The 23,922-nt window shown below is 62.5% G+C and carries 21 protein-coding genes; 12 read left to right on the forward strand and 9 right to left on the reverse strand.

Annotation, left to right across the window (positions count from 1 at the left end):
• The first annotated feature begins 3 nt into the window (after nt 1–3).
• Genes F3089_RS03775 through F3089_RS03795 form a run of 5 tightly spaced genes read left to right on the forward strand, consistent with a single transcriptional unit; the run spans nt 4 to nt 7,338 of the window.
• On the forward strand, nt 4–1,611 hold the full coding sequence (locus F3089_RS03775) for a carboxyl transferase domain-containing protein (protein ID WP_151439511.1): 1,608 nt from the start codon (nt 4–6) through the stop codon (nt 1,609–1,611).
• 10 nt (nt 1,612–1,621) lie between these two features.
• Nucleotides 1,622–2,431 carry an enoyl-CoA hydratase-related protein gene (locus F3089_RS03780; RefSeq protein WP_502707324.1) on the forward strand — a complete coding sequence of 270 codons (810 nt, stop codon included), beginning with the start codon at nt 1,622–1,624 and terminating at the stop codon, nt 2,429–2,431.
• Nucleotides 2,424–4,433: an acetyl/propionyl/methylcrotonyl-CoA carboxylase subunit alpha gene (locus F3089_RS03785; protein WP_151439512.1), complete on the forward strand. Its 2,010-nt coding sequence runs from the start codon at nt 2,424–2,426 to the stop codon at nt 4,431–4,433. The genes F3089_RS03780 and F3089_RS03785 overlap by 8 nt, the downstream gene beginning before the upstream one ends.
• A complete protein-coding gene (locus F3089_RS03790) occupies nt 4,430–5,320 on the forward strand; it encodes a hydroxymethylglutaryl-CoA lyase (protein ID WP_151439513.1) in 891 nt (296 codons plus the stop codon). Before F3089_RS03785 ends, F3089_RS03790 begins: the two co-directional genes overlap by 4 nt.
• A 44-nt stretch (nt 5,321–5,364) precedes the next feature.
• Nucleotides 5,365–7,338 carry an acetoacetate--CoA ligase gene (locus F3089_RS03795; RefSeq protein ID WP_151439514.1) on the forward strand — a complete coding sequence of 658 codons (1,974 nt, stop codon included), beginning with the start codon at nt 5,365–5,367 and terminating at the stop codon, nt 7,336–7,338.
• Here F3089_RS03795 and F3089_RS03800 read toward each other — a convergent pair.
• On the reverse strand, nt 7,335–8,906 hold the full coding sequence (locus tag F3089_RS03800) for a cation:proton antiporter domain-containing protein (RefSeq protein ID WP_151439515.1): 1,572 nt from the start codon (nt 8,904–8,906) through the stop codon (nt 7,335–7,337). The two genes, F3089_RS03795 and F3089_RS03800, sit on opposite strands and share 4 nt — an antisense overlap.
• Nucleotides 8,907–9,008: 102 nt before the next feature.
• On the opposite strand from F3089_RS03800, the gene F3089_RS03805 reads away from it, so the two are divergent.
• Nucleotides 9,009–10,622 (forward strand): cation:proton antiporter, encoded by a 1,614-nt coding sequence (locus F3089_RS03805; RefSeq protein WP_151439516.1) that lies wholly within the window; start codon nt 9,009–9,011, stop codon nt 10,620–10,622.
• Between the two features lie 13 nt (nt 10,623–10,635).
• On the opposite strand, the gene F3089_RS03810 is transcribed toward F3089_RS03805, so the two are convergent.
• From F3089_RS03810 to F3089_RS03820, 3 genes are all read right to left on the reverse strand, one after another.
• Nucleotides 10,636–10,926, reverse strand: a complete 291-nt coding sequence (locus F3089_RS03810; protein WP_192497267.1) for an ion channel — start codon at nt 10,924–10,926, stop codon at nt 10,636–10,638.
• 229 nt (nt 10,927–11,155) lie between these two features.
• Entirely contained in the window at nt 11,156–12,097 is a 942-nt protein-coding gene (locus F3089_RS03815; RefSeq protein ID WP_151439518.1) for an electron transfer flavoprotein subunit alpha/FixB family protein, read from the reverse strand.
• Nucleotides 12,098–12,847: an electron transfer flavoprotein subunit beta/FixA family protein gene (locus F3089_RS03820; RefSeq protein WP_151439519.1), complete on the reverse strand. Its 750-nt coding sequence runs from the start codon at nt 12,845–12,847 to the stop codon at nt 12,098–12,100.
• Nucleotides 12,848–13,071: 224 nt separating this feature from the next.
• Between F3089_RS03820 and F3089_RS03825 the strand changes: the two genes are divergently transcribed.
• Nucleotides 13,072–14,727, forward strand: coding sequence for an electron transfer flavoprotein-ubiquinone oxidoreductase (locus F3089_RS03825; RefSeq protein WP_151439520.1), 1,656 nt, complete (start codon nt 13,072–13,074; stop codon nt 14,725–14,727).
• A gap of 90 nt (nt 14,728–14,817) precedes the next feature.
• Here the strand turns inward: F3089_RS03825 and F3089_RS03830 are convergent, their stop codons facing one another.
• Nucleotides 14,818–15,273, reverse strand: coding sequence for an FKBP-type peptidyl-prolyl cis-trans isomerase (locus F3089_RS03830; protein ID WP_095616885.1), 456 nt, complete (start codon nt 15,271–15,273; stop codon nt 14,818–14,820).
• A 178-nt stretch (nt 15,274–15,451) separates the two neighbouring features.
• Nucleotides 15,452–16,033 (reverse strand): DUF1285 domain-containing protein, encoded by a 582-nt coding sequence (locus F3089_RS03835; protein WP_151439521.1) that lies wholly within the window; start codon nt 16,031–16,033, stop codon nt 15,452–15,454.
• Between the two features lie 93 nt (nt 16,034–16,126).
• On the opposite strand from F3089_RS03835, the gene F3089_RS03840 reads away from it, so the two are divergent.
• Nucleotides 16,127–17,287 carry an aminotransferase class V-fold PLP-dependent enzyme gene (locus F3089_RS03840; RefSeq protein WP_151439522.1) on the forward strand — a complete coding sequence of 387 codons (1,161 nt, stop codon included), beginning with the start codon at nt 16,127–16,129 and terminating at the stop codon, nt 17,285–17,287.
• Here the strand turns inward: F3089_RS03840 and F3089_RS03845 are convergent, their stop codons facing one another.
• From F3089_RS03845 to F3089_RS03855, 3 genes are read right to left on the reverse strand one after another with little or no spacing between them, the layout of a single operon-like run.
• On the reverse strand, nt 17,288–18,328 hold the full coding sequence (locus F3089_RS03845) for an NAD(P)H-dependent glycerol-3-phosphate dehydrogenase (protein WP_151439523.1): 1,041 nt from the start codon (nt 18,326–18,328) through the stop codon (nt 17,288–17,290).
• Nucleotides 18,329–18,360: 32 nt separating this feature from the next.
• Entirely contained in the window at nt 18,361–18,849 is a 489-nt protein-coding gene (locus tag F3089_RS03850; protein ID WP_151439524.1) for an STAS domain-containing protein, read from the reverse strand.
• On the reverse strand, nt 18,842–20,029 hold the full coding sequence (locus tag F3089_RS03855) for a PP2C family protein-serine/threonine phosphatase (RefSeq protein WP_151439525.1): 1,188 nt from the start codon (nt 20,027–20,029) through the stop codon (nt 18,842–18,844). Before F3089_RS03855 ends, F3089_RS03850 begins: the two co-directional genes overlap by 8 nt.
• A 111-nt stretch (nt 20,030–20,140) precedes the next feature.
• Here F3089_RS03855 and F3089_RS03860 point away from each other — a divergent pair, with 111 nt between their 5' ends.
• The 4 genes from F3089_RS03860 to F3089_RS03875 all read left to right on the forward strand — a co-directional run bounded on the left by F3089_RS03860 (nt 20,141) and on the right by F3089_RS03875 (nt 23,919).
• Nucleotides 20,141–21,610 carry an HD domain-containing protein gene (locus F3089_RS03860; RefSeq protein ID WP_151439526.1) on the forward strand — a complete coding sequence of 490 codons (1,470 nt, stop codon included), beginning with the start codon at nt 20,141–20,143 and terminating at the stop codon, nt 21,608–21,610.
• A gap of 137 nt (nt 21,611–21,747) precedes the next feature.
• A complete protein-coding gene (locus F3089_RS03865) occupies nt 21,748–22,713 on the forward strand; it encodes an acyl-CoA desaturase (RefSeq protein WP_151439527.1) in 966 nt (321 codons plus the stop codon).
• Nucleotides 22,697–23,128 carry a nuclear transport factor 2 family protein gene (locus F3089_RS03870; RefSeq protein WP_160898742.1) on the forward strand — a complete coding sequence of 144 codons (432 nt, stop codon included), beginning with the start codon at nt 22,697–22,699 and terminating at the stop codon, nt 23,126–23,128. Before F3089_RS03865 ends, F3089_RS03870 begins: the two co-directional genes overlap by 17 nt.
• Nucleotides 23,125–23,919, forward strand: a complete 795-nt coding sequence (locus F3089_RS03875; RefSeq protein WP_151439529.1) for an SDR family NAD(P)-dependent oxidoreductase — start codon at nt 23,125–23,127, stop codon at nt 23,917–23,919. The genes F3089_RS03870 and F3089_RS03875 overlap by 4 nt, the downstream gene beginning before the upstream one ends.
• The last annotated feature ends 3 nt before the right edge of the window (nt 23,920–23,922 follow it).

Genomic DNA, 23,922 nt, shown 5'->3' on the forward strand with positions numbered 1-23,922 from the left:
GCCATGGCGATCCTCGAATCCTCCGTGGACACCGACGGAGCCCTCTTCCGGGAACGCCGGGAGCATATGCAGGCGCTGGTGGACGACCTTACTGAAACGCTCGCCACCATCAGCGAAGGCGGTGGTGAAAAGGCTCGGGAACGCCACCGTACCAAGGGTAAGATGCCCGTGCGCGAGCGCATCAACCGGCTTCTGGACCCGGGGTCCCCCTTTCTGGAACTGGCTCCCATGGCCGCCTACCAGGTCTACGACAGTGAGGTTCCCGCCGCCGGTGCGGTGGGCGGCATTGGCCGGGTCAACGGGGTTGAGTGCGTCATCCTGGGCAACGACGCCACGGTCAAGGGCGGCACCTACTTCCCGCTGACCGTGAAGAAACACCTGCGCGCCCAGACCATCGCCGCGGAAAACCACCTGCCGTGCATCTACCTGGTGGATTCGGGCGGCGCCAACCTGCCCCAGCAGGACGAGGTTTTCCCGGACCACGATCACTTCGGTCACATCTTCTTCCGCCAGGCCAACCTTTCCGCTAACGGCATTCCCCAGATCGCCGTGGTCATGGGCCCCTGCACCGCCGGCGGCGCCTACGTGCCCGCCATGGCGGACGAGGCGATCATGGTCGATGGCCAGAGCACCGTCTATCTGGCGGGGCCGCCCCTGGTGAAAGCCGCTACCGGTGAGAGCGTCTCCGCCGAGGAGCTGGGCGGCGCCGAGATGCACACAAGCACCTCCGGCCTGGCGGATCACCTGGCGCACAGTGAGGAAGACGCCCTGGAACGTGCGCGCGCCTGCATCGCCAACCTCAACTGGCACAAAGGGGACTGGTTGCGCCGCCGCGAGCCACGCGAGCCGCTCTACTCGGCCGACGAGCTGTACGGCGTGGTGCCCACGGACCTCAAGACGCCCTATGACGTCCGCGAGGTCATTGCCCGGCTGGTGGATGGCTCTGAGTTTGACGAGTTCAAGGCCCGCTTCGGCACTACCCTGGTCTGTGGTTTCGCGCACTGGGCCGGCATGCCCGTGGGCATCATCGCCAACAACGGCATCCTGTTCTCGGAGTCCTCCCAAAAGGGCGCGCACTTTGTGGAGCTGTGCTGCCAGCGCGGCATCCCGCTGGTGTTCCTGCAGAACATCACTGGCTTCATGGTTGGACGCGAGGCGGAACAGGGCGGCATCGCCCGCCACGGCGCCAAGCTGGTCAATGCCGTTGCCTGCGCCAGCGTGCCCAAGTTGACGGTCATCATTGGCGGCAGCTTCGGCGCCGGCAACTACGGCATGTGCGGTCGCGCCTATGAACCACGCTTCCTGTTCATGTGGCCGAATGCGCGCATCGCTGTCATGGGCGGCGAACAGGCTGCCGGAGTGCTGGCGGATGTAAAACGCGGCGCCATCGAACGCCAGGGGGAGACCTGGTCCGATGAGGACGAAGCCGCCTTCAAGCAGCCGGTGGTCGAACAGTTCGAGCGCCAGTCGCACCCCTACTACGCCAGCGCCCGGCTCTGGGACGACGGCATCATCGACCCGGCCAGAACCCGTGAGGTAATTGCCCTGGCCCTCTCCGCCGCGCTCAATGCCCCCGAGGCCGACACCCGCTACGGCGTCTTCCGGATGTAAGGAGCCCCAGATGAATAATATCGATAACGCCGTGCTGGTCGACACACCCCGGCAAGGACTGCGCCGCATCCGACTCAACCGCCCGGACAAACGCAACGCCTTCAATGCCGGTATCATCGCGGAGTTGAGCAGCGCCATCGAAGCGGCAGCGCGTGACGATGAAATACGCGCTGTTCTGCTGGCGGCCGAGGGCAAGCACTTCTCCGCCGGCGCCGACCTGGAATGGATGCGCTCCACCGCCGCCATGGGCGCGGAAGAGAACCGGGAGGACGCCCAGGCGCTGGCCCGCCTTATGCGCCTTCTGGACGAATGCCCCAAGCCCACGCTGGCCCGGGTCCAGGGCGCCGCTTTCGGGGGTGCGCTGGGGCTGATCTGCTGTACCGACATTGCCATCGCCGCCACCGATGCCCGTTTCTGCCTGAGCGAGGTGCGCCTTGGACTGGTACCGGCAACCATTGGCCCCTACGTGGTGCGCACCCTGGGTCAGCGCCAGGCACGGCGCTACATGCTCAGCGCGGAGCTGCTCGAGGCGGAACAGGCCCGGTCGCTTGGATTGATCCACGAACTGGCGGATCCGGCACAGCTTGATGACCGGGTCGAGGCGCTTGCCGGGCAATTGATGCAGGCCGGGCCTGAGGCCCAGTCCGAGTGCAAGCTCCTGCTGCGCGGGCTGGATGATCCGGCTGCTGGCGAGGGCGTGGATGAGTTCACCGCCGCCATGATCGCCCGGGTCCGCACCAGCGCCGAGGGTCAGGAGGGCCTGAGGGCCTTCCTGGAAAAGGATACCCCCGCCTGGCAGGAGGCCAGCCCCGATGAATGACCTCACCCTGCTGATCGCCAACCGGGGCGAGATCGCTGCACGCATCATCCGCACCGCCCGCCGCATGGGCCTGCGTACCGTGGCCGTGTATTCCCAGGCGGACCGTGATGCCCCATTCGTGGCCGCCGCGGACCAGGCTGTCGCCATCGGCCCGGCGCCGGCCCGGGAATCCTACCTGGACCCGGAACGCATCCTGCGGGCTGCGCGGGAGACCGGCGCCGACCTGATCCACCCGGGCTATGGCTTCCTATCCGAGAGCACGGAGCTGGTCAGGCGCTGCGAGGACGCTGGCATCCGGTTCGTGGGTCCGGGCACCGACGCCATTGCCGCCATGGGCGACAAAACCGCCGCCAAGCGACTGATGGAAGATGCCGGCGTACCACTGGTGCCCGGCTACCACGGCGACGATCAGTCCCTGGACCACCTGGAATCCGAAGCCCGCCGGATTGGCCTTCCGGTGCTGATCAAGGCCAGCGCCGGCGGGGGCGGCAAGGGCATGCGCGTGGTGCGTGAATTCAGTGAGCTTCGCAACGCCCTGGATGGCGTCAAGCGCGAGGCCAGCGCCGCCTTCGGTAATGACCAGGTTCTGCTGGAACGCTTTGTGGACCAGCCCCGGCACGTGGAAGTCCAGGTCCTGTTTGACCACCACGGCAACGGCCGACACCTGTTTGACCGTGACTGCTCCATCCAGCGCCGCCACCAGAAAATCCTGGAGGAAGCACCGGCCCCGGGTCTCACCCAGGCCACGCGTGACGCCATGGCGGACGCCGCGTTGCGCTGCGCCCACGCCATCGGCTATCGCAACGCCGGCACCGTGGAGTTCCTGCTCGGGCCCGACGGCCGCTTCTACTTCATGGAGATGAACACCCGCCTTCAGGTGGAACACCCCGTCACCGAGGCCATTACCGGCCTGGACCTGGTGGAGTGGCAGATCCGCATCGCCCTGGGCGACCCCCTCCCCTGGCCCCAGGAGGCGCTGGCGATCAACGGCCACGCCATGGAAGCGCGCGTCTATGCCGAAGACCCGGACCAGGGGTTCCTCCCGACCAGCGGCCGCATCCAGTATCTGGATGAGCCCGAAAACATGGCCGGCATACGCATTGACTCCGGTATTGCCCAGGAGTTGACGGTCTCAAACCATTACGACCCCATGCTCGCCAAGGTCATCACCCATGGCACGGACCGCCACGCCGCCATTAGCCGCCTGCGCGGGGCCCTGATGCGTTACCATCTGGGCGGATTCCCCACCAATATCGGCTACCTGTGCCGGATACTGGACCATGACTCTTTCATTAACAGCGATCTACAGACACATTTTGTGGAAAAACATGAAGCGGATCTGGTAAAGCCAGCTATCACCGGGGACACCGCCCTGGCACTGGGCCTGCTGGGCTGGCTCTGGCTCCAGCAGCCGGAAACCGCCTCAGCCGCCCCCTGGGACGCCCTCACCGGATGGCGCCTCGTTGGCGAGCCGTGGCAGCGGGCGGAAGTCCACCACGGCGAACGCCATACCCTGGAATACGCCCTCCAGCCCAGGACCGGCGATTGGCATCAGGTCCGGGTCCGGGGCCTCTCCGATCACCCCCTGACCCTGCGCTGGCACCGCCGGGGCCATCAGGGCACGGTGTTGATGGAATCCCCCGGACGGTGCCGCCGGGAACTGTCCCTCACCGCCATCAGCCGCCCACCGGCAGGGGTGACGCTCTTTGCCGAGGGCGAAGCCTGGACCGTGCGGGTTAACCACCCGGAAATGGATCTGGCCGAAGCGGACACCGGCAACCTGACCGCCCCCATGCACGGGCGCGTGGTCGCGCTGCACTGCGCCGCTGGCGAGCGGGCCAACAAGGGGCAGCCGCTGGTGGTCATGGAAGCCATGAAAATGGAACACACCATCACCGCCCCGGCCGACGGCACGGTCACGGAACTCTACTGCAGTGAAGGCGACAGCCTCAGCTCCGGCCAGACTCTGCTCGCCTTCGAACCGGACGGAGACACCCCATGAGCGACCATGCCGAAATCGTCGAAGTCGGCCTGCGCGACGGCCTCCAGAACGAACGTACCCCCGTCGACGCCACAACCCGCGCCCGCTGGTTCAACGCCCTCGCCGACGCCGGCCTGAACCGTATCGAGGCCGGCAGTTTCGTCTCGCCAAAATGGGTTCCCCAGATGGCCAGCACTGACCAGGTCATCGCCGGCATCCAGCGGCGCCCCGGCCTTTCCGTCGAAACCCTGATCCCCAACCAGAAAGGCCTCGACGCTGCCCTGGCTTCCCGGGTGGACCGCATCGCCGTCTTCACCGCCGCCTCCGATGCGTTCACGCAGAAAAACATCAACTGCAGCATCACCGAAAGCCTCGAGCGCTTCGCCCCCTTGATTGAAGCGGCCAATAACGCCGGCCTCCGCGTACGCGGCTACATCTCCACCATCGCCGCCTGCCCCTACGCCGGCCGAATCCAACCCGGGGCCGTCGCCGACGTCACCGAACGCCTGCTGGGACTCGGCTGCAACGACATCTCCCTGGGTGACACCACCGGCGTCGCCCGGCCCAGGGAAATCGATGCCATCCTGGATGCTGTCCTCCCTCTCGTGCCGGCAGAGCGACTCGCCCTGCACTGCCACGACACCTACGGCCAGGCCCTTGCCAACGTCCTCCAGGGCCTCGAACGCGGCATCAGGACCTTCGACAGCGCCGCCGCCGGCCTCGGCGGCTGCCCCTACGCCAAAGGCGCCTCCGGCAACCTCGCCACCGAGGACCTGTTGTACCTCCTTGAAGGTCAGGGCCTGCACACCGGCGTCGACCTCGAGGCGGTATGCCGCATCGGCAACGACATCTGCCACAGACTTGATCGACGTACACCCTCGAAAGTCGCGCAGGCGATGCAATGTTAAGCTGAGCGGCAGACAAGCGCCAAAACAACCCAGGAACCCAACCCATGACTGAAGCCCCAATCTGGCAACCGTCACAGGAACGAATCCAGAACGCCCGCATCACCCACTACCACAACTGGCTCCAGACCCAGGGCCATCAACCGGGCAACAGCTGGCAGAGCCTCCACCAATGGAGCATCGACAACCCCGCGGCATTCTGGGAAACCATCTGGCAATACTTCGACGTCCGCGGCCAGTACCAGGCCCGCCGCATCTTCGAGAACGGCGACCAGATGCCCGGCGCCACCTGGTTCGGCGGCGCCCGCCTCAACTTTGCCGAAAACCTTCTGCGCGGCGAACCCGACCGTGTCGCCCTTATCGAGCAACGCGAAGACGGCCGCGGCCGCCAGATGACCTACGGCGAACTGCGTGAACACAGCGCCCGCCTCGCCGGCACCCTCCAGGAACACGGCGTCAGCAAGGGCGATCGTGTTGCCGCCTTCATCACCAACGGCATCGAAGCCATCATCGGCATGCTGGCCACCGCCCGCCTGGGCGCCGTATGGTCCTCCTGCTCTCCGGACTTCGGCTTCCAGGGTGTGCTGGAACGCTTTGGCCAGATCGAACCCAGGGCCCTGATCGCCGTCAATGGCTACCAGTACAACGGTAAGGCGATTGATACCCGCGAGCGCGTCGAACAGCTCGCAGGCGCACTCCCCAGCCTCTCCGTTCAGATCCGGATCGACAACCAGCCCGACTGCCCCTGGGACGAGGCCGCCAACACCGTCGGATGGAAGGACGCCCTGATGGCCGAACCCGCCGCCGGGTTTACCCCCATGGCCTTTGACGACCCGCTCTACATCCTCTACTCCTCCGGCACCACCGGCGCGCCCAAGTGCATCGTCCACGGCATCGGCGGCACCCTTCTCCAGCATCTCAAGGAGCTGGGTCTGCACACCGATGTAGGCCCGGACGACGTGGTCTTCTACTACACCACCACCGGCTGGATGATGTGGAATTGGCTCGCCAGCACCCTGGCCCTGGGCGCCACCGCCGTCCTCTACGACGGCTCGCCGATGGCCCCCACGCCGGAGGTCCTCTGGAACCTGGCCGAGGAACACGGCATTACCGTCTTCGGCGCCAGCGCCAAATACTACGCCGCCTGCGGGAAACAGGGCCTGAAACCCGCGGAGACCCACGGCCTGGATCCGCTGAAGGCGATTCTTTCCACCGGCAGCCCTCTGGCCCATGAAAGCTTTGACTACATCTACCGGGACGTGAAACCGGACGTCTGCCTGTCCTCCATCTCCGGCGGCACCGATATTGTCTCCTGCTTCGCCCTCGGCAACCCGACCCTGCCGGTCTACCGGGGCGAACTCCAGTGCCTCGGCCTTGGCATGGACGTAGCCATCTATAACGACGAGGGGCAGCCGGTGGCCGGGCAGAAAGGCGAACTGGTGTGCCGCGCGCCTTTTCCCTGCATGCCGGTCGGCTTCTGGAACGACCCTGAGGGCGAGCGCTTCCACAGCGCCTACTTCAACCGCTTCCCCAACACCTGGGCCCACGGAGACTTTGGTGAAATCCGCGAACACCCGGCGACAGAGGACACCCCCGCCCAGCGCGGCATGATCATCCACGGCCGGGCGGATGCGGTACTGAACCCGGGTGGGGTACGCATCGGAACCGCCGAGATCTACCGTCAGGTCGAAAAACTGGATGACGTCCTGGAATCCATCGCCGTGGGCCAGCAATGGGGTGACGATCAGCGCGTCGTGCTCTTCGTGCGACTCCGCGAGGACGTGGCGCTCAACGATGAGCTCTGCGAGCGCCTACGACACGTTATCCGGGAGAACACCACACCACGCCATGTGCCGGCGAAAATCATCCAGGTACCGGACATTCCACGCACGCTCAGCGGCAAGATCGTGGAGCTGGCGGTGCGCAACGTGATCCACGGTGAATCCGTGAAGAACCGTGAGGCGCTGGCCAACCCGAACGCGTTGGACCATTTCCGGAATCTGGCGCAACTGCGGGACTAGGCGCCCGCAGGCGGCGCGTGAGTTGTGCTGAGCGCCTCGCGGGTCTTGTCCGCGATACCGATGCCGGCGCCGGCCATGGCCTGGTAGGTTTCGGAAACGCCGGCTCGCTGCAGCGGTGCCGCCTCGTCGTCATGGAAGGTATTGGCAACAATCGGACCGGTGAACCCCATCTTCCGGAGGTTGCGGGCTGCGATCAGTTTCCCCTCCAGGTGTGGCATGGCAAGGATGACCGCCTGCAGGCCCTCCAGGTCCAGCCCCTGCCACAGTTCGATATCCTCGGCGTCCGCGTAGACCACGTTGTGGCCCCGGGTGCACTGGTTTGTCACCTTGTCCGGATCCGCGTCCATGCCCACAACGGTTAGTCCACCTGCACCAACAGCCGTGTACGCCGCCTGCCCGGTGCGCCCCATCCCAACAATCAGGATGTCCGCCTGGCCCAGTGACAGCGGCTGCTGGTCCGGGTGATCACTGGACCGCTCGAACCGCCTCAGCCAGGGCTCCATCCGGTCAAACAGCGGATGCGCGATGCGGTTGAGCGGTGCCGCCACCAGGAAGGAGACCGCGACTGTAATCGCGAGGGGCACCAGCCAGGCCTCAAGCACACTGGCAGCCACAATCAGCCCGAACTCACTGTAGCTCATCAGGCTGAGCGCCCCCAGAAAGGCATTGCGGCTGCGCAGGCGGAAAAGAATGAGCAGGAAGAAGAACAGGATGCCCTTCAAGGGCAGCAACAGCGCCATGCCGAGCGCGAACAGCAGCGCCTGCTGGTCCGGAAGACCCGACATGCCGATCTGCAGGAAAAAACCGACCAGAAGGATTTCCTTCAGCCCCCACAGGGAATGGGACAGCTCCTGGGCCCGGGGATGATTCGCCAGAAGGACGCCCATTGCCAGGGCGCCCACCTCCGGACTGAGTCCCACCACCTCAAAGCCATATCCCCCGACAGCAACCGCCAGGACCACGCCCATCAGAACCAGCAGCTCCTCGTGCCCGGCCACGTCCATCAGCCAGTGCATGACCGGGCGCAGAAGCGGCAGTGCCAGCACCACCAGGGCCCAGGGCGAGGGTGTCTGCCCACCGGCCACGCTCAGCACCACAAGGGCGATGAGGTCCTGCAGGATGAGAATGCCGATGGCCACCCGCCCGTGGAAGGAGCGAAGCTCCCCCTTGGCCTCCAGAACCTTGGCCGCCAGCACGGTACTGGAGAATGCCAGGGCGGTTGCCAGCAGCAGCGCATTCGCCGTGCTGATCTCCAGAAGATAGAGGATTCCTGTTCCCAGGATGCCGATACTGATCATGAAATGCAGGATGGCGCCACCCACCACGGCCGGCTCTACCAGATGCCGGAGCTTGAGCTTCAAACCGACCGAGAACAGCAGCATGAGGACACCGAGATGCGCCACATGATCCAGGAACGGCCCTGCCTGGGGCGGGAGCCCAAATGCCTGCCCCCAAAGGTTGAGCGCAAACCCGGCGGCGAGAAATCCAATCAGAGGCGGCAGACCGACCTGGCGCACCATGAGACCGAAAACAAACGCGAATGAAAGAGAGACAACTTCGATTAACATTGACTAGGCTGTGTCCTGATTATCACGGACGCGGGCTTCGGGTACCGCACTCAAAAGCCCGATTGTAGCATTGATGGCTGGATCATAACGGAGGCATCTCGCATGGAAATCTATCAGGAGTTCACGTTACTGCTGTTGATCGCCGTGGTTGTGGGTTATTTTTCCATGCTCCTGCGCCAGCCACTGCTTATTGCGTACCTGGCGGTCGGCATCATTGTAGGCCCCAGCATACTGGGCATTGTCTCCGCCCACACACAGATTGACCTCCTTGCTCACTGGGGCATCACCATTCTGCTGTTCGTCGTTGGTCTCAAACTGGATCTGAGGATTGTGCGTTCCCTGGGGCCTGTGGCCCTGGCGACGGGACTGGGTCAGCTTGCATTCACCATCCTGATCGGTTTCGGTCTGACGCTTCTGCTCGGCTTTTCCCCAATCGATGCGCTCTATATCGCCATCGCCCTGACCTTTTCCAGCACCATCATCATCGTCAAGCTCCTTTCCGACAAAGGCGAGCTGGAATCCCTGCATGGCCGCATCGCCATGGGCTTCCTGATCGTCCAGGACATCGCAGTTGTTCTCGCCATGCTGGGCCTGAACCTCACCATCCCCACCGCGGATGACCAGCTTATCCCGCCGCTTCAGGGCCTTGGCATCAGCGTGGTGTTCATGGTGGTCGTCCTGCCATTGCTGATGCGGTATGTGATTCCGGGGCTGATGCGCAGCCTGGCCCGCTCCGTCGAGATGCTGATGCTGTTCGCCATCGCGTGGGGGACCATGCTTGCGGCGGGAGCGGACATCCTGGGGCTTTCAAAGGAAGTCGGGGCGTTCATTGCCGGCTTCTCCCTGGCCAACACGGCCGTCAAGGACGTGATCACAAGCCGGCTGACGAGCCTGCGGGACTTCCTGCTCCTGTTCTTTTTCATCTACATGGGTGAACAGCTCAACCTGAGCCTTATTGGAGACAACCTCTTTCCTGCCCTGGTTCTCTCCCTGTTCGTTCTGATCGGCAATCCCCTGATCGTCATGGCCATTATGGGAGGCATGGGGTATCGGCGTCGTACTGGGTTCAAGGCGGGGCTGACCGTGGCTCAGATCAGCGAGTTCTCGATCATCTTCATAACCATGGGGCTGGGCCTCGGCCACATCGGCGATAACGTGCTCGGTGTGGTGACGCTGGTCGGTATCGTGACCATCACGACCTCAACCTACATGATTCTCTACTCGGAACAGCTTTTTGAGCGGGTTCGGGGGTGGCTCTCGCCGTTCGAGCGTACTCTGACCTACCGTGAACTCGACGACTATACACAGGGGCAGGCGGCTCCGATCATCATCATTGGACTGGGACGTCTGGGGCGACGCATTGCCGGTCAACTCATCGAACGCGGGGAAGACGTCATTGGTGTTGATATTGATCCGGGACGGGTCGAACGGGCCCAGACCGAGGGGATACATGCCGTCTTTGGTGACGCGGAGGACATTGAGTTCCTGTCCCATCTGCCGGTCCACACCGCGAAGTGGGTTGTCAGCACACTGCCCCGGCGCGAAGTGAACGAAATTCTGATGCAGGGGCTCGCCCTTTTTGCGAGATCCGGGCGCATCGCCATTGCCAGCTTCCGGGAGGATGACGAAATTCACTGGAAACACAGGAACGTGGACTTGATTCTTCACCCGTATCGTGAAGCCGCGGAGCAGGCGGTCGCACAAATTACGCCCTGACCGTTCCAGCCAGTCAGCGCCAGAAACGCTGCATCTGAAGAAAGGTAACGGAGGCGGACCAGGTGATCAGCATGAAGCCGATCAGCGCCTCCACGCCAAAAATGAAACGGATGGGGCCAACAGGATAAACCTCTCCATACCCCAAAGTGGTATAGGTCACGGCGGAAAAGTAGATGTAGTCCATCACGCCGGACACATGGCCTCCGGTTACAGAACCCGCACCCTCAATCTGGGCCAGCGTCCAAGAGACCAAACCGAACAGCCAGATCTCAATGACGTGGGCTACAAAAAGCCCCAGAACCATCAGGACCATACATTAGGGACTGGTGCAGGCTGGTGCCATCAAAGCGCCGCATGAGCGCCGTAGCGGCCATACAGTGGAGAACGACTGAGGCAATCAGCGCAACGAGTGTTGCAGCGCCAGCGATTGCGTGCGTCTGCGTCAGCATGAGTCCACTTTTCGGATCGTTGTAAACAGAAAAGCCGCACCCCGGAGGGTACGGCTTTCATCATAGCCTGATACGGGCGTTCCGTCAGACCACCTTCTTGAGTTCTTCCTCAAGCTGCGGTACCGCATCAAACAGGTCCGCTACAAGGCCGTAGTCCGCCACCTGGAAAATGGGCGCGTCCTCGTCCTTGTTGATGGCCACAATGAACTTGGAATCGCCCATGCCGGCCAGGTGCTGGATGGCACCGGAAATGCCGACGGCGATGTAGAGGTTCGGGGCCACGATCTTGCCGGTCTGGCCGACCTGCATGTCGTTTGGTACGAACCCAGCGTCGACGGCGGCACGGGACGCGCCGATGGCGGCGCCCAGAACGTCGGCGACAGACTCCAGCATCTTGAAGTTGTCGCCATTCTGCATGCCGCGACCACCGGAGATGACCACGTCGGCAGCTGCCAGATCCGGACGATCGGATTCGGCCAGCTCTTCGCTGACGAACTCGGAAAGGCCGGCGTCGTGCGCTGATTCCACGGATTCAACCGAAGCTGAACCGCCCTCAGCCGCAACCGGGTCAAAGCTGGTGGTCCGAACGGTGATCACCTTCACGCTGTCGCTGGACTGCACAGTCGCAATCGCGTTACCGGCGTAGATCGGGCGAACGAAGGTGTCCTCGGACTGCACACCGATGATGTCGGAAACCTGCGCCACGTCGAGCATGGCGGCAACACGCGGCATGGTGTCCTTGCCAACGGTGCCGGCGGAGGCGAACAGATGGCTGTAGCCCTTGCCCACTTCCGCGATCAGCAGACTGAGATTCTCGGCGAGATCATGCCCGTAAGCGTCATTGTCGGCAGCGAGCACCTTGTTGACGCCGTCCGCTTTGGCGGCCTGTTCGGCAACACCGCCGATGTCCTTGCCGGCGACCAGGACGTCGATGTCACCACCAGCAGACTTGGCAGCGGCGATAACACTGAGTGTCGACCCGGCCAGCTCACCCTTGTTGTGATCTGCAATAACCAGTGTACTCATTTAAATCACCTTCGCTTCGTTCTTCAGTTTGTCGACCAGCTCCTCAACGCTCTCGACCTTGACACCGGGCTGACGCGGCTGCGGCTCTTCAACCTTGAGTGTCTTGAGCCGCGGCGCAACATCGACGCCCAAGTCGGCCGGGCTGATGGTCTCGAGCGGCTTCTTCTTGGCCTTCATGATGTTGGGGAGCGAAGCGTAGCGCGGTTCGTTCAGGCGCAGATCCGTGGTAACCACGGCCGGCAGGTTCAGGGAAACGGTCATCAGGCCGCCGTCGATCTCACGGGTCACCTTGACCTTTTCACCTTCCACCTCGACCTCGGAGGCAAAGGTGCCCTGGGGCATCCCGGCCAGCTGGGCCAGCATCTGGCCGGTCTGGTTGTTATCGGTGTCGATGGACTGTTTGCCCATGATCACCAGGTTCGGCTCTTCCTTGTCCACGACGGCCTTGAGCATCTTGGCCGCATCCAGGGACTGGACATCTTCGTCCGTCTCGACCTGGATGGCGCGGTCAGCGCCCAGTGCCAGCGCGGTGCGCAGCTGCTCCTGGCTGACCTTGGGACCGATGGTCACGGCGACAATCTCGGTGGCAACGCCCTTCTCCTTGAGACGGACCGCTTCCTCAACGGCGATCTCGCAGAATGGGTTCATTGCCATCTTGACGTTGGACAGGTCCACGCCGGTGTTATCCGGCTTGACGCGAACCTTGACGTTGTAGTCAATCACTCGTTTTACAGCGACCAGAACCTTCATAGATTCCTCGTTTCCTGCCATGGGTTTAGAATGTTCATGCGGCGGGCGTCCCCGGCAAAAGCGCCCTAATACTGACGACAAAACCACAGGGGGTCAATAGCTCCAGGGACGGGATGCCATTGCTCAATGTCATTCAAACAAACGTTTGTTTGATTTCCATGATGATATATCCTGTGGCAACGTAAAGCCACAGATTGCCCATTGGAAATCCTGAGGAGACTATCGTGGAACGCGAATCGATGGAGTTTGACGTCCTGATCGTGGGGGCGGGCCCTGCTGGACTCTCGGCTGCCTGCCGTATCCAGCAGCTGGCCAACGAGGCGGAGCAGGAACTGACCGTCTGTGTTGTCGAGAAGGGATCCGAGGTCGGTGCCCACATCATCGCCGGCACCGTTTTCGAGCCGACCAGCCTCAATGAGCTCTTCCCCGACTGGAAGGAGCGCGGTGCCCCGCTGAACACGCCGGTCACCCGGGATGACATCTACTTCCTGCGCGGCGCCGACAGTGCCCGCAAGGCGCCCAACGCCTTTGTGCCAAAGAACATGCACAACCATGGCAACTACATCATCAGCCTGGCCAACCTGTGCCGCTGGCTCGGCGAGCAGGCCGAACAGCTGGGCGTCGAGATCTATCCGGGTTTCCCGGCCGCCGAAGTCCTGTACGAGGATGGCGTGGTCAAGGGCATCCTCACCGGCGAGTTCGGCGTCGACGCCGAGGGCAACCACAAGGACGGCTACATGCCACCCATGGAGCTGCGGGCGAAATACACCCTGTTCAGCGAAGGCTGCCGGGGGCACCTGGGCAAGGACCTGCTGCAGCAGTTCAACCTGGACGAGGGCAAGGACCCGCAGCACTACGGCCTTGGCATCAAGGAGCTGTGGGACATCGACCCGGCCAACCACGAACCCGGGCTGGTGGTGCACACCGCCGGCTGGCCGCTGTCCGAGAGCGGCTCCACAGGGGGTGGGTTCCTGTATCACCTGGAAAACGGCCAGGTCTATGTCGGGCTGATCACCGACCTGTCCTATTCCAACCCCTACGTCTCGCCGTTCGAGGAATTCCAGCGGATGAAGACGCACCCGACCATCAAACAGCACCTGGAAGGCGGCAAGCGGGTATCCTACGGGGCGCGGGCCATCACCAAGGGCGGCTACAACAGTCTGCCCCGGATGCATTTCCCCGGCGGGCTGCTGCTGGGCTGTGACGCGGGCACGCTGAACTCGTCCAAGATCAAGGGCTCGCACACCGCCATGAAGTCCGGGATGCTGGGCGCTGAAGCGGTGTTCGAGGCGATCCAGAAGGGCTCTGAAGGCGGCGAGGACCTGACCGCCTTTGCGGAGAAGTTCGAGAACAGCTGGCTCTTCCGGGAACTGTTCGCCGAGCGCAACTTCAGCCCGGCCATGCACAAGTTCGGCACCGTGATCGGTGGCGGCATCGCCTACCTGGAGCAGAACATCCTGCGCCGGCCGCTGCCGATCACCTTCCACGACACCACGCCGGATCACGCGGCGCTTAAGCCGGCCTCTGAGTGTTCGAAGATCGACTACCCGAAGCCGGACAACAAGCTGACCTTCGACCGGCTGTCCTCGGCGTTCATGTCGAACACCAATCACGAGGAAGACCAGCCCTGCCACCTGCAGCTCAAGGATCCGGAGATTCCCATCCGGGATAACCTGCCGACCTACGACGAGCCGGCACAGCGTTACTGCCCGGTGGGCGTGTACGAGGTGGTGGATGCCGAGGACGGCAGCGGCAAGAAGTTCCAGATCAACGCGCAGAACTGCATCCACTGCAAGACCTGCGACATCAAGGACCCGGCCCAGAACATCCAGTGGGTGGTCCCCGAAGGGGGCGGTGGCCCCAACTATCCCAATATGTAAGGGGTAGGTACAAAAAAAGGCGACCCGCGGGTCGCCTTTTTTATGTCCGTTGCACTGAAAACGCTGCTGATTCAGTGCTTGGAGAAAGACTCAGTGCACGTGGCCGTGCTCTTTCTCTTCGTCGGACGGCTCACGCGTATCAACCACCTCAACATCGAAGTGCAGACGCTGGCCGGCGAGCGGATGGTTGGCATCGATGGTCACGGTCTCATCCTCAACGGATACCACGCGTACGATCTGCGGGCCGCCGGGCGTTTCCGCCTGGAACTGCATGCCGGGCTCGACCTTCTCAACGCCCTCAAAAGCGGAGCTCGGGACGGGCTGGACCAGTTCTTCGCGGACTTCGCCGTAAGCGTTCTCCGGATCCAGGGATACCTGGGCTTCGTCACCCTGGGCCTTGTCGGTCAGTGCTTCTTCCAGGCCACTGATGATGTTCTGGGCCCCTTCCAGATAGCTGAGCGGCTCACGCTCGCGGGAAGAATCCAGAACCTCACCCTCGTCGTTCTTGAGGGTGTAGTGGATGCTGACGACACGGGATTCGGTCATGTTGACTCCTTGCGTATAGGACAGAAACGTCGTAATAACAATAGTGCGGTGGATCGAAAGTGTTGCTGAACAGCGGCCTGTACAGAGGGACTTACGACGATCCGGGACGCAAGGGTGCTGCTCAATACAGGCACCCATACTCCATGATAGAAAATAATGGCGGCTTTGAAAACCGTGATCAGCCGATCCGGCCCAGGGAAAAGAAACTGCCCTGACTGACCACCCCGACGTGGGTTGCGCCGTTGATGGCCCGCTCCTCAGCCAGTTCCGTGAGGTGGTAGAAGGCACTGCGCTCGATCCGGGCCTGGAGCCCGCGCCGTACCATCACATAGGGCTGGGGTTCGCCGCTTTTATCATCCGTTCGAACGATCAGCGGGTGCGAGTCACCGATCGGGAAGCGGTCCTCCACATCCGTATGCAGCCAGAGAACGCGCCCACCCCCCTCACCTTCCTGCTCAACGCTGTGTGCGAGGAAGGGAACATCTTCCACCTGGATGCGGTACTTTTCGTGCGGTGTTAGAAGATAGTAGTAACCATCTGATTCACGCCGCATGATGGAGGCGAAGAGTCGGCGCAGCGCCAGCCGTTCAATTTCACGGCCCTGGTAGAACCAGCGGCCATTGCGGTTGATGAACAGTTCCAGGTCGTCCGTGAACGGCGGATCCCACTGATCCACCGGCGGGCCCTTTCCGGTTGTATCGTATTGGGCGACGTGTTCGAATTGTCGGGCCAGTTCCGCCTGGGAATCGGGTTCCCCCATCTGCAGCCCTCCGGCGCAATCAGTGCATGGAACAGGTCCGATACTAGCGGTGCGAGCCCTCCCCTTCAATGACGGACATGACGGAGACGGAGCATGACGGAGCGTTTTTCAGCCACGCAGCTGCTGAGTGAATTCCCGCTTGAGGCGGGGCTTGCCTATCTCAACCACGCGGCCGTGGCACCCTGGCCGCGGCGTGCCAGTGATGCCGTTGCCCGCTTCGCCCATGAGAACAGCCACCTGGGGGCCACTCACTATCCCCAGTGGCTCACGGTTGAGGACCAGCTCAGGCACAACCTGGCCCGGCTGATCAATGCACCGTCCGCGCAGGACATCGCCCTGTGCAAGAACACCTCCGAAGCGCTTTCCATGGTTGCGGCTGGCCTGGACTGGCATGAAGGGGATGAAATCATCATCACGAGCCAGGAATTCCCCTCCAACCGGATTGTGTGGGAGTCCCTTGTGAGCCGTGGCGTCCGCATACGGGTGGCGGATATCGACCGCCAGGACGTCACACCGGAAGGCGCGATTGAGGACCTGATCACTGACAGAACCCGCCTGATGTCGGTCAGTTCAGTCCAGTACGGCACCGGCCTGCGTCTCGACGCCGCCCATCTGGGCGCGCTCTGTGACAGCCATGGCATCCTGTTCTGTCTGGACGCCATCCAGAGTGCCGGTGCCGAGCCGCTGGATGTCCAGGCCGCGGGCGCCCATTTCGCCATGGCGGATGGCCACAAATGGATGCTGGGACCCGAAGGCCTGGCCTTTTTCTATGTAGCACCGGAATGGCGGGAGTCACTGAAACTCTATGAATACGGTTGGCACATGGTTGCCGACCCCGGTAACTTCGACCGTAAGGACTGGGCCCCGGCTCCGGACGCACGGCGCTTTGAGTGCGGCAGCCCCAATCTGCTCGCAGCCCATGCCCTTGAGGCGAGCACCGGTCTGCTGCTTGAAGTGGGACTGGATCAGGTCAGGAGCCTGATTGACCAGCGCGTGAGCCGCCTGGCGAGCGGTCTGGATCGCATTAAGGGTATTACCCCCGTGACGCCCCCGGAGCCACAGCGCCGGCTGGGCATCTACACCGTACAGGTCGATGGGCTGGACAACCGCCATCTCTGTGACCGGCTGGCCCAGCAGCGGGTTATCAGCGCCAGCCGCGGCGGCGGGGTACGGTTCTCGCCCCACTTCTATACCCCTTATGCCGCACTGGAGCAGGCACTGGACACCCTGGAACGCCTCGTGCGCCAGGGCTGATCAGATGGCGGAACCCTCGCCCTGACGGGGCAGAATGAACTCCACGTCGCTGTTCTGGGTGGCATTCATGAGCGCTCCCACCACATCGGTGATGGAAGCTCCCCGGTAAAGGATCTGGTAGAGCCCCCGTACCAGGGGCATGTAGACGTCCAGCTCGATGGCTTTCTCGTGGACCAGCTCCAGGGTCCGGACCCCCTCTGCCACCTGCCCGAGCTCCGTCACGGCCTCATCCAGAGTGCTGCCCTGCCCGACGGCATAGCCGACCCGGTAATTGCGGCTCAGACTGGAGCTGCACGTCACGATCAGGTCCCCGACGCCGGCCAGCCCCAGGAACGTCATGGGGTTGGCCCCCATGCTCACGGCAAAGCGGCTCATTTCCGCCAGGCTGCGGGTAATCAGCATGGACTTGGTGTTCTCGCCCATACCCCTGGCATCGGCCAGGCCGGAAACCACCGCATAGATGTTCTTGAGTGCGCCGCCAAGCTCAACACCGTACACATCCAGGTTGGCATAGATACGGAAATAGGCGTTCCCCAGGGCCTGCTGGACACGCTCCCGCAGTTCCCGGTCCTCGGAAGCGATCACGGAAGCGGTAATCTCATGCTGGACGAGCTCGCCGGCCAGGTTGGGCCCGCTCAGGACCCCCACCCGGGTGCCGGGCAGCTCTTCCTTCAGTACCTGGCTCATGAGCCGGAAACCGTCGCGCTCAATCCCCTTGGTGAGGCTGACCACCATCTGCTGGTCGCGGAAATGGCCGGCAGCGTTTCGGATCACATCACGGAAGACCTTGCTGGGCAGTGCCACGAACACCAGCTCTGCCTGCTCGATGGCACCACCCATGTCGGTGGTGGGTTCAACCAGCGAGTCCAGCTCGAGTTCCGGGAAATACTGGTGGTTGATGCGGGTGTGGCGGATGGCCTCTGCCTGCTCGGCACTGCGCATCCAGAGTCGGACGGGATGCCCGTTCTCGGCCAGTACCTGGGCCATGGCGGTGCCGAAACTGCCACCACCCAACACAGTGGTCTGAATCGCGTTCTCCATGAAGCGGGCTTATTCGGTTTGTTCAGATGGGTTCAGGGGGCTTCGCATTCCAGGGCACGCACCAGATTCTGGAACTGTTCCTGATTGTGATGGTTCATGCTCATCAGGGTCCGGTGCGCATCCAGGACCTTGTCCCGCACTTCCTGCTCACTGGCGCGCATGAGCGGAATCTCCTCGAGTTCCTGGGGATCCCGTGCCGGTTCGCGCACGATCAGGAAGATGCGGTCGAAACCCATGGAATGGATGATGCGGGTGACGTCAGGGTTGGTGGTGATCAGCGTGGGCAGGAAGTGGCTGCGTTCCTCGGAGGCCATGGCGATTTTGGCCAGCAGCCCGAGTGTGGTGCTGTCGATCACTTCCGTCTCGGTGAGATCCACCACCACAGTCCGGAACTCTGGGTTTCCGAACATGTCATCAATGATCTGGTCCAGCGTTGAGCAAAGATTGAGACGTACTTCTCCGATGAACTTGAGTACGTAAATACCCCGCTCCTGAGCCTGCAGAATCTTGCAATCACTCATCAGCAGCACGTCCGTCGGTCACCGTCACTATGGCAATGTCATCGGGAAGTTCGTCCATTGCCTCGATCTGTAACGACTCACTGAGTCTTTCGACAGTGTGACGTCCAGATTGCACGAGTTCAAGTAACCGTTTTTCCTTCTCGTCCAGACTGGGGGCATCGATCACTTCAAGAATGCCGTCCGAGAACAGGATCAACCGGAAGCCGGGGTTCAGCCGCTCACTGTAATGGGCCCAGTCGGGCTTGTTGAACAGCCCTACAGGGAGGCCGCTGCCCTCAAGGAAGCGTGCGCCATTCCCATCCAGGAGGATCGGCATGGGGAAGTGGCCGCCCACGGAGTAACGCAGTTCACGGGCCTGGGTGTCCACCAGGCCCACAAAGAGGGTCACGTGTTTACCCAGACCGGTTTCCAGCAGTTCATGGTTGACCCTCTGAAGGAACCGCTCCGGATCCAGGATGTCCTCACTGGAGCCGCGCCGCAGATTGCGCTGGAGGCGGTTGGTGAGGTTTTTGAGCAGTACCGTTACGAAGGCGCTGCTGGCCCCGTGCCCGGACACATCGGCGATGTAGACCAGGCTCAGGTGCTCATCAAGCTTCATGTAATCCAGGAAATCACCGCTGAGGTACAACGATGGCTGGATGCAGTGCGTCATGTGTACCCCGGCCATTGACTGGTCCGGGTCGGGGAGCATCTTCATCTGTACCTTGCGCCCGGCACTCTGGTCCGCACGCAGCTCGGAGATCCCCTCGCGCAGGTTCAGATTCTTGCGTTCCAGTTCCTCACGGTAGACCTCGTTGAGTCGGGCCACCCGTATCCGTTCAAAAAGCTTGGCCAGCGCGTCGTCCACGGCATTCTTGTCATCCAGGGGCTTAAGCACCACTTCCGAGGCGCCTGCCCGCATGACTGCAACCACTTCATCCGCTGTGCTGGCACCACTCAGTGCGATCACGGGCGCCTCCACGCCGCCGCTCGTGGCCTCGCGCGCAAGATCGCTGATATGGGCAGCCGGCAGATCGGCAAAGATCAGATCCGGTGGTGTCGCACTCAGACTGGCAACCCCCTCCATCAGGCTTTCACATGCGGTCACGTAATACCCACGGACCTGAAGGTGGCGGCACAGCTCATTGCGGCTGTCAGCCTCCGGATCAATGATGAGAATGTGTTCCGTGCGGGTGGCCATGGGCACCGCTCCCAAAGACAGCGAATATCCCGCCCGGCGCGGCGGTACGCGGGCGCGGCTGATGTGCTAGAGTCTGGCCCTGTTGCGCAACTTAGGCAAGCGGAAAGCCCGATGACGCGAAGTGCCCTGGATGACCTGCTCGGTGCCTACGACAAGCTGATCATGGACCCTGTCCATGGTGGCATACGGCTCCACCGCCATGAGGTGGATGTCATTGACCACCGTCTTTTCCAGCGCCTGCGCAACATCTGCCAGAATGACATTCTGAGTCTGGTGTTTCCCGGCGCCACCCACTCACGCTTCCTGCACAGTATTGGCGTGATGCACGTGGGTGACCGGATGTTCCGCGCCATGATGGACGCCTACCTGCGAGAACGCCAGCTCAGCCGCCATCCCGAACTGACATTTGAGCAGCTGGATGCGATCGACTACATGGCCAAGGTCATCCGTCTGGCCTGCCTGCTCCACGACAGTGGTCATTCCAGTTTCTCGCACCAGTTCAACCAGGCCGACCGCATCCAGCAGCTGATGCAGGCTCCGGGGCGCTTTGATCAGCTCTGGGCGGGCATCGATGCCAGCACCTTCTATCCTGAACTGCCAGATGTACTGGAGCACGAGCACTACTCGGTGCGCATTGCCTGGGAAGTGCTCTCGGATATGGACCTGCCGGGACGTTCCGGCATTGAGATCCAGGATGTGCTCGGCGTCATGGAGACCACCGAGCCCGCGCCCAGCGAACGCTTCCAGCAGCACGCCCACACCTTCTGGGCCTTTATCGCCGGCCCGGACGCTCACGCCGGCGCCCTTGAGACGAGCGCGGTCCCACGCCTGGTGATGGATCTGCTGTCCTCGGTGGTCTCTGGCGAGATCGATGCCGACCGCGCCGACTACATGCTGCGGGACGGCTTCCATTCCTCGGTGACCATTGGTGGTTTCAACCTGGATCACCTGCTGAACAACCTGCGCTTCGGCTGGAGCCTGGACTCCCCCTGGCTGGGACTGGCTGTCACCCAGAAAGGGCTGGGGGCACTTGAGGACTTCGTCTATTCCCGCTACCAGATGTACCGCAAGGTCTATGCCCACAAGACGGCGCTGGGCTTTGACTGGCTGCTGCGGGAAGCAATCAACGAAGTGCTTGAGGACAGGGACGTACTTGATTGGGTGGACAACTGCCTTGGCGACATCCGTAACTTCGCGGACATTACGGACACTTTTTTCTGGGAAGCTTTCCGGCGCAAGGCCCGCGCCAACCCGGCCAGCTGTTCGCGCTGTGTGGTGGACCGGGTCCGTCTGAAGCACGTCGACACCCGGGAGGGGCTGGATCCCGAGGCCATTGAGGCCCACCGTCACTACCTCTCCAGTGCCCTTGAGGCCCCGGTTCAGGAGATTGTGACCTGCACCATGCATGCCCGTTTCTCCCACATTCGCGACCACTTCGACGGCATTCAGGTCCTTGCGCGCGACGCGGTGACCGGTAAGCGCCATCTGGAGCGCATTACGGACATGTCCACCTTCTTCCAGAAGTTCGCTGACAGCACCATCGTCCATTTCTACAGACTGCCCGAGCCTCTACGGGCATGATTGATTCTCCCAATCTCCCCTATTGCCCCACCCCCCAGCCGCGTTTTTGATCCGCCCCTACTACACCGGCGTATAGGTCGTTGTATGATGGTCGCATCAGCGCAATAGCGGTTACAGAATCCCAAGGTCGGAATATCATGGCACAGGCACGCAATCTCCTTTACAGCTTCCTCAGGTGGTTCGACTCCGAAGCGGGCGCTGAACACATTGATGCCAGCAGCACCCGGCTCAACTGGATCCGGATCATCCCCTTCATTGGCCTGCACCTGGCATGCCTGGGGGTGATCTGGGTCGGCGTGAGTCCCTTTGCCGTCTGGTTCGCCATCGGTTTCTTCGTGCTGCGCATGTTCGCGATAACCGGCTTCTATCACCGGTACTTTGCCCATAAGACTTTCAGTACCAACCGCTTCTGGCAGTTCATCTTCGCGGTGATCGGCAGTAGCGCCGTGCAGCGTGGACCACTCTGGTGGGCCGCCCATCACCGCCATCATCACCAGCACTCGGATACCGACAAGGATCTCCACTCCCCAGAGCAGCAGGGGTTCTGGTGGTCCCACGTGGGCTGGTTTACCTGTGACGCGGCTTTCCTGACTGATTACCGCCGGGTTGGGGATTGGGCCCGCTATCCGGAGCTCCGGTTCCTGAACCGTTTTGACGCCATTGTTCCGCTGGTCTGCGTGGTTGGCATCTACGCGCTGGGTGAGGCTCTGGCCGCCTGGGCTCCGGCCCTTGGCACCAATGGCCCCCAGCTGACGATCTGGGGCTTCTTCATCTCAACCGTGGCGGTCTTCCACGGCACTGTCTCCATCAATTCCCTGGCCCACGTATGGGGCCGGAGGCGCTTCGAGACCTCTGACGACAGCCGCAACAATTTCTGGCTGGCCCTGCTCACCCTCGGCGAGGGCTGGCACAACAATCACCACCGCTGCCCGACATCCGCACGCCAGGGCTTTCGCTGGTGGGAGATCGACATCACCTTCTACCTGCTCTGGCTGATGGAAAAGGCCGGCATCATCCATAACCTGAAACCCATTCCCAAAGCGGTTTATCAGGAGACCCTGGAAAGGGATCGACAGAGACATGGCCATGACGCTGAGCAGTAAACAGGTCGCGCGCTTCCAGTCGCTGTTCAATCGTGCACCTCCGGACATTGAGGCCCTGATGGAGGAGTGCTACCACGACCGAGTCCTGTTTCGGGACCCACTGGTGGAGCGCCGGGGTACGGAATCACTGGCGCAGTATCTGCGCTCGGCCTATGTCAATGTCACCAGCTGTGAGTTCGATTTCGGTGAGCCGGCAAGCAATGCCCACAGCGTCATGCTGCCCTGGAGTATGACGCTGGAGCACCCCAAACTGGCCCATGGCCGGTCTTTCATCGTCGAAGGGGTGAGCCTCCTGAAGGGGCAGGATGATCTGATCGTCTTCCACCGCGACTACTACGACGCGGGCGAGCTTCTCTACGAGAACATTCCGGTGCTCGGCCGGATCATTCAGTGGATCAGGAGTAGAGCGGTATGAGCAACGAGCACAACACCACCAATCTGACGGTGTGGCTCACCGGCGCTACTTCGGGCATCGGGCTGGCGGTTCTCGCCGAACTTGTCCGCCAGGGGCACCGGGTCATTGCAACCGGGCGCAACCGCGACAGGCTCAATGAGATCGTGGCTGAATACGGTAACGCGGTCACCCCCCTGGCGGGAGACGTGACCAGCCCCCAGGACTGCCGCTACTTCCGCGAACAGCTGCACGCCATGGCGCCCATTGACTGGGCCATTCTCAACGCGGGCACCTGTGAATACATGGATGTGTCGGATTTCGACGCGGAGCTGGTCTCCCGGGTGGTCAACACCAACATTGTCGGCACAGCCCGGGCGATTGAGGCCGTTCTGCCGGTACTCCGGACCAGCCGGAACCGGGAGCGCCACCCCCTGCTGGCAGTGGTCGGCTCCTCCGCCTGGTGGTTCCCGTTCACCCGTGCGGAAGCCTATGGCGCCTCCAAGGCGGGCCTGGCCTACCTTGCGGAATCGCTGCGCGCTGACCTGGCGGGAGAAGGGATCGACGTGTCACTGATCTCCCCCGGATTCGTGCGCACACCGCTTACCGACCAGAATGATTTCTCGATGCCCTTCCTGATGGAGGCGGAGGATGCCGCGCGCATCATGGTTCGGGACCTGACGCGACACAGGCCGGATATCCACTTCCCCAGACGGTTCACGCTGATGCTCAAGCTGTTCGCCTGTCTGCCACGGTCACTGCGGGACCGTATGGCGGCGGCCATGTCCCGTAACGCCAAGGAATCAAACGACTGATCA

This window comes from Halospina sp. K52047b (genome assembly GCF_008709855.1).
In the GTDB taxonomy this organism is placed as follows: domain Bacteria; phylum Pseudomonadota; class Gammaproteobacteria; order Pseudomonadales; family Oleiphilaceae; genus Halospina; species Halospina utahensis_B.

Bases quoted from the DNA above. Each gene is read 5' to 3' on its own strand.
- F3089_RS03800 (WP_151439515.1), bottom strand. From the start codon at position 8,906: ATGTTAATCGAAGTTGTCTCTCTTTCATTCGCGTTTGTTTTCGGTCTC.
- F3089_RS03830 (WP_095616885.1), bottom strand. From the start codon at position 15,273: ATGACCGAATCCCGTGTCGTCAGCATCCACTACACCCTCAAGAACGAC.
- F3089_RS03865 (WP_151439527.1), top strand. From the start codon at position 21,748: ATGGCACAGGCACGCAATCTCCTTTACAGCTTCCTCAGGTGGTTCGAC.
- F3089_RS03835 (WP_151439521.1), bottom strand. From the start codon at position 16,033: ATGGGGGAACCCGATTCCCAGGCGGAACTGGCCCGACAATTCGAACAC.
- F3089_RS03775 (WP_151439511.1), top strand. From the start codon at position 4: ATGGCGATCCTCGAATCCTCCGTGGACACCGACGGAGCCCTCTTCCGG.
- F3089_RS03840 (WP_151439522.1), top strand. From the start codon at position 16,127: ATGACGGAGCGTTTTTCAGCCACGCAGCTGCTGAGTGAATTCCCGCTT.
- F3089_RS03820 (WP_151439519.1), bottom strand. From the start codon at position 12,847: ATGAAGGTTCTGGTCGCTGTAAAACGAGTGATTGACTACAACGTCAAG.
- F3089_RS03795 (WP_151439514.1), top strand. From the start codon at position 5,365: ATGACTGAAGCCCCAATCTGGCAACCGTCACAGGAACGAATCCAGAAC.
- F3089_RS03870 (WP_160898742.1), top strand. From the start codon at position 22,697: ATGACGCTGAGCAGTAAACAGGTCGCGCGCTTCCAGTCGCTGTTCAAT.
- F3089_RS03785 (WP_151439512.1), top strand. From the start codon at position 2,424: ATGAATGACCTCACCCTGCTGATCGCCAACCGGGGCGAGATCGCTGCA.
- F3089_RS03815 (WP_151439518.1), bottom strand. From the start codon at position 12,097: ATGAGTACACTGGTTATTGCAGATCACAACAAGGGTGAGCTGGCCGGG.
- F3089_RS03805 (WP_151439516.1), top strand. From the start codon at position 9,009: ATGGAAATCTATCAGGAGTTCACGTTACTGCTGTTGATCGCCGTGGTT.
- F3089_RS03855 (WP_151439525.1), bottom strand. From the start codon at position 20,029: ATGGCCACCCGCACGGAACACATTCTCATCATTGATCCGGAGGCTGAC.
- F3089_RS03780 (WP_502707324.1), top strand. From the start codon at position 1,622: ATGAATAATATCGATAACGCCGTGCTGGTCGACACACCCCGGCAAGGA.
- F3089_RS03810 (WP_192497267.1), bottom strand. From the start codon at position 10,926: ATGGTTCTGGGGCTTTTTGTAGCCCACGTCATTGAGATCTGGCTGTTC.
- F3089_RS03875 (WP_151439529.1), top strand. From the start codon at position 23,125: ATGAGCAACGAGCACAACACCACCAATCTGACGGTGTGGCTCACCGGC.
- F3089_RS03850 (WP_151439524.1), bottom strand. From the start codon at position 18,849: ATGAGTGATTGCAAGATTCTGCAGGCTCAGGAGCGGGGTATTTACGTA.
- F3089_RS03845 (WP_151439523.1), bottom strand. From the start codon at position 18,328: ATGGAGAACGCGATTCAGACCACTGTGTTGGGTGGTGGCAGTTTCGGC.
- F3089_RS03790 (WP_151439513.1), top strand. From the start codon at position 4,430: ATGAGCGACCATGCCGAAATCGTCGAAGTCGGCCTGCGCGACGGCCTC.
- F3089_RS03860 (WP_151439526.1), top strand. From the start codon at position 20,141: ATGACGCGAAGTGCCCTGGATGACCTGCTCGGTGCCTACGACAAGCTG.